We start from the raw sequence: 4,607 nt of genomic DNA on the forward strand, positions 1-4,607 counted from the left end.
CTCTGCTTAGCTCTGCTTTGCTTTGCTTAGCTCTGCTTTGTCTTGCCCTGCGCCTGTCAGGAGGGACAAGGCTGTCCGTCCAAGGCCGGTTCTTTGCAGGGGGACAGATCAGGTGTGGGTGTTGGTGGAGATGTCCGTCTTCCCCTGCATCCAGTTCGAGAAAGGAAACCATGTAATGACACAGCCAGGGATGAAGAGGCTTTTCGCCTCGGTTTCCGCCGTGATAGCGGCTGTTGCAATGGGGGCTGCCGGAGTTGCGACGGCTGCGGCCGTGGAGGGCGCGCCGAAGGTCGATCTGCAGATAACCAATGCCCAGGGCCGCACCTTCGTCGCCATGAGGGTCGGCAATTACACGCGGGTGATTGCCTCCCCCTCCGATCCGAAGACGGGTTCGGTCGCCGTACAGACCGTAGACGACCCCTCAACGGTGAAGAGCGCTTCGGCTGCGGCCGTGACATCCGTGCTCAACAGCAGGGGGGAGACGGTCCCCGCTGAGGCGACGAACGACCCCATCGCCTATGTCTCAACTAACTGGGGCCTTGGCAATGACGGCGCCACCACGACGACTGAGGGTGGCAAGCCGCAGTATGACGGCAATGTCCGCCTCTTCCTCAATGCGATCTGGCAGAATGCCGGCTTCAAGTCCCTCTTCGACGAACCAGGCCTTGACACGGCAGTGGCCGACGCCAACGGGGTCGCGACCTTCTCCGGACTCGTGCAGGGTGAGTACATCGTCGTCGATAAGACGCCCGGGACGAACATCGACAAGACCCTGCCCATGTTCGTCAGCACCCTTGCCAAGACCAGCGCTTCCGCGGCCGATGCCTTGACGATCCCCGGTACCACCGGCAGCATCGAGGCGAAGAGCTCCACGCCCGCGAAGCCGGTGAAGACAAATGACAAGAACGACTATTCGGTGGGCGATACCGTCAGGTTCACAATCACCGACAAGGTGCCCTCCTACATCGCTTACAATGCGGACACCTACAAATTCATCGTCCACGATACCCTGTCGAAGGGTCTGAAGTTCAGCGGCGCGGGCACGGTCACGGTCAAGGTGGGGGCCACCGTGCTCCAGCCCTATGACGCCTCGACGAACAAGAACGGTTATGTTTTCCAGGCGGTGGCCCCCGGCGGGGAAAGCGGCTCCCTCGACTTCGATCTCTCCCATTTCTTCAGTGAACTGATCAAGGCGCACGACGGCAGCGTCGCGGGCCAGACGATCGAAATCAACTACGAGACCACCCTGACCAGCAGTGCGATCGACATGAAGCCCGGCGAAATCCACAACGATGCCAATGTGGAGTATTCGAACGATCCCGATACCGAAGCCACCGGCAAGACGGATCAGGGCAGATCCACGGTCTATACCTTCGATTTCGACGTCGTGACGTTGGACAAGGCCAGCAGGGCCCCCATCACCGGAGCCGAATACACGGTCACCCGCCATGGCGAGTCGACCCCGATGAACCTGGTCAAGGTCAGCGAGGGCATCTACCGTCCCGAGAGCGCCACAGACACCCGCACAGCCACCGAGAGCACCTTGACCGTGGGCGGCGACGGGAAGATCGTGATCAAGGGCGTGGCTTCCGGAAGCTACGACGTCAAGGAAACGAAGGCGCCGGCCGGTTACATGAACCTGCAGCCGCTCTTCACCGCCGGCATCACCGCCACCTACAAGACGGTGGATGACGACCGGGTCCTGGACACGCTCCTGTACTCCATCACCTCGGATAAGTATGGCCTGTCGGATCTGCTCGATAAGGACGCAGGGCACTACCGGGTGTTCAACGTCAAGAACCTGACCCAGCTCCCCCTGACAGGCGCTGCCGGCATCATGTTCCTGGTGACCGTTGGTGTCCTCCTGGTGGCCGCCGGTTCCTGCATCTACCTCCTGTCCGTGCGCAATGCGAAAAAGGAATCCGGAGCTGTGAGGGTCTGAGGGCCCCAACCGCGCATCCACGCGGAAAGATGTGAATCGGAGAAGTGAACATGCCAAGGTCGGACTCGACGGCTGTCTCGAAGACGGCTGAAGATTCCGACGGTTTTGAGGCGATCATCGGTTCGGGATCGTCGGGAAGCGGTGGTGCGGCGCAGCGGTTGAAGATCATATCGATCGTCATTCTTCTGCTGGGGCTCTGCACCATCGCTTTTCCTTTCGCCTTGCAGTACAAGACCGCCCTGGAGCAGGCGGACCAGGTCGGAAAATCGGCAGGCCGGGTCGCTGGTTGGCCTTACCCGCAAGCAAAGGAAGCCCTCGAAGCCGCCAGAGATTACAACAGGCATCTGGCTGTCTCCGGACAGCCAGTCATGGGTGAGGCCGTCGACCCCTTCACGGCGAAGAGCCAGAGGACGGAGGGCTCGGCCGCAGCGGCCGATCGAGAGTACCAGTCGGCCCTGGACCAGGGCGACGGGATCATGGGCTCGATCGAGATTCCCCGCATCTCGGTCAACCTGCCCATCTACCACGGCACTTCCGAAGCGGCGCTGGCCTCCGGTGCCGGACACCTGTACGGCACCTCGCTGCCTGTGGGAGGTCCCTCCACACACTCGGTGATAACCGGCCACAGGGGGATGGTCGATGCCCTCATGTTCACCCGGTTGGACGAATTGGAACCCGGGGATGTCTTTTACATAAGGACCATGGGGGAGACGCTCGGATACAAGGTCGACAGGATCGACGTGATACGCCCCGACGACACTTCAAAGCTGAAGATCATGGCAGGGCAGGACCGGGTCACCCTGATGACCTGCACTCCATACGGGGTCAATACCCGGCGCTTGCTCATATCCGGGTTCCGCGCCCCCATGCCGGAACCGGTCCCTTACCCCCAGGATGCGAAGAAGGACACCCGATCGGTCATGGCCGTCACCATATTCCTGACCCTGGTCGCCCTCCTGCTGACGGCCATGCGCCGCCCCCGCCTGGCTGTCATGAGGCACTCTTCGGGGAAGAGGGTGTGAGACCGAATCTGCTGCGCGCTCTGTCTCAGCCTGTCTCAGCCTGTCTCAGCATGGGCCGGCCATTAGGCCATCCGGCCATCCGGGTCGTCGGGTCCGGAGGGCGGGGTCGGATGGGGGGCCATCCGGTGGGGCATTGCCGGTCAGGGACACATGCTTCGGCAACCCCGCCCGGGTCGGTGAGGCTCAGCCTGCACGATGCCACCGTCGGACCGGTCCTGCCATATACTTGATGTTGTTACAGGGCCTGTGCCGACATGCAGGGTCGCTCCAGGGTACGGACCCGGCATTCCTGCGGAACAGTGCGGTTTTGAACAGAAGGTGCAAAGAGACATGAAGACGGTTGTGATATTGGGGGCAGGATATGGCGGCATGAGGGCGGTCAAACGCCTTGCCCATGCCAAGACCGCCGTCCGCCTCGTTCTGGTCAATCAGAATCCGTATCATTATGAATCTACCCAACTCCACCAGGTCGCGGTAGGGACGAAGGAGCCGGAGGACATCACCTTCGACATCCGCAAGGCCGTGCCAAAGGGTGTGGAGGTCATCATCGACCGGGTGATCTCCGTGGACCAGGATTCCAAGACGGTGAATCTGAGCCGGAGCGGTTCCCTGGGCTATGACTATCTGATAAACGCCCTGGGCTTCGAATCGGAGACCTTCGGAATCAAGGGGGCGGAAGAGAACGGCCTGCCCCTGGTCGATCTGGACACGGCTCTGGCCGCCCGCAGACATCTGGAGGGGACCCTGGAGGGGTACCGGCAGACCAAGGACGAGAACGACCTGCATATCGTGGTCTGCGGAGCCGGTTTCACCAGCATCGAGTACCTGGGCGAACTCGTCCACCGCATGCCCTCCCTGGTCTCCCGGTATGGGCTTCCTGCGGACAAAATCAAGATCGACTGCGTCGAGGCTTCCGGGAAGATCCTCCCCATGTTCTCCCAGGACCTGGTCCAATGGGCCGTCACCTATCTTGAAAAGCGCGGTGTCGTCTTCCATGTGTCGACCCCCATCACGGAGGTGAGGCCGGGCATCGTCATGAGCAATGATCAGGAATTCACCGCCAATACGATTATTTGGACCACCGGTGTGCGGGGAAGTCATGTAATTGCTGATTCGGGCTATAATGAGAAGCGTAATCGTGTCATCGTCCAGAAGGACCTCTCGGTGGAAGGTCATCCGGAGGAATTCCTGGTCGGTGACATCAGCGCGGTTCCGGACCCCCAGACTGGTCGTCCCTACCCGACAACCGGCCAGATTTCCGTGGCCGAGGCGGACACGGCTGCCGCCAATGTCCTTGCGCGACTCGCCGGGAAGGAACCCCGGGCGTTCGCTTTCAAGAGCGTGGGCACGGTGTGCTCGCTCGGCCCCCATGCAGGCGTCGCCGAGATCGACAAGCTGGGGAAGTGGAAGCTCAAAGGAAGCATCGTGGGTGTTTTGAAGAAGATCGTCAACGATCGTTCCGTTTTTGAACTTTCCGACCTGAGGACAATGCTGGAAAGCAACTGAGCGTCGTCGGGCAGCGATGGCTTCAGCATAACGAAAGGAAAGGGAATGCTGACGGTTCTTGGTTTGTCGCGTTTTCAGTTTGCGATGACGACCATTTTCCACTTCTTCTTTGTTCCCATGACCATTGGCCTGTCTTT

General features: G+C 60.7%; 4 protein-coding genes. All 4 read left to right on the plus strand.

The annotated features are described in order from the left end of the window. The first annotated feature begins 175 nt into the window (after window positions 1–175). Entirely contained in the window at window positions 176–1,942 is a 1,767-nt protein-coding gene (locus tag V6584_RS07315; protein ID WP_340469801.1) for a SpaH/EbpB family LPXTG-anchored major pilin, read from the plus strand. Between the two features lie 50 nt (window positions 1,943–1,992). Further along, window positions 1,993–2,964, plus strand: a complete 972-nt coding sequence (locus V6584_RS07320) for a class C sortase (protein WP_340469800.1) — start codon at window positions 1,993–1,995, stop codon at window positions 2,962–2,964. A 330-nt stretch (window positions 2,965–3,294) separates the two neighbouring features. Next, complete coding sequence (locus V6584_RS07325) at window positions 3,295–4,470, plus strand: NAD(P)/FAD-dependent oxidoreductase (RefSeq protein ID WP_340469799.1); 1,176 nt, start codon at window positions 3,295–3,297, stop codon at window positions 4,468–4,470. Between the two features lie 45 nt (window positions 4,471–4,515). Continuing rightward, window positions 4,516–4,607: cytochrome ubiquinol oxidase subunit I (locus V6584_RS07330; protein ID WP_340486344.1), on the plus strand; the 92-nt coding region annotated here is incomplete at its 3' end.

The organism is Bifidobacterium favimelis (assembly GCF_037963085.1).
GTDB classification, from domain to species: domain Bacteria; phylum Actinomycetota; class Actinomycetes; order Actinomycetales; family Bifidobacteriaceae; genus Bombiscardovia; species Bombiscardovia favimelis.

Bases quoted from the DNA above. Each gene is read 5' to 3' on its own strand.
- V6584_RS07315 (WP_340469801.1), top strand. From the start codon at position 176: ATGACACAGCCAGGGATGAAGAGGCTTTTCGCCTCGGTTTCCGCCGTG.
- V6584_RS07320 (WP_340469800.1), top strand. From the start codon at position 1,993: ATGCCAAGGTCGGACTCGACGGCTGTCTCGAAGACGGCTGAAGATTCC.
- V6584_RS07325 (WP_340469799.1), top strand. From the start codon at position 3,295: ATGAAGACGGTTGTGATATTGGGGGCAGGATATGGCGGCATGAGGGCG.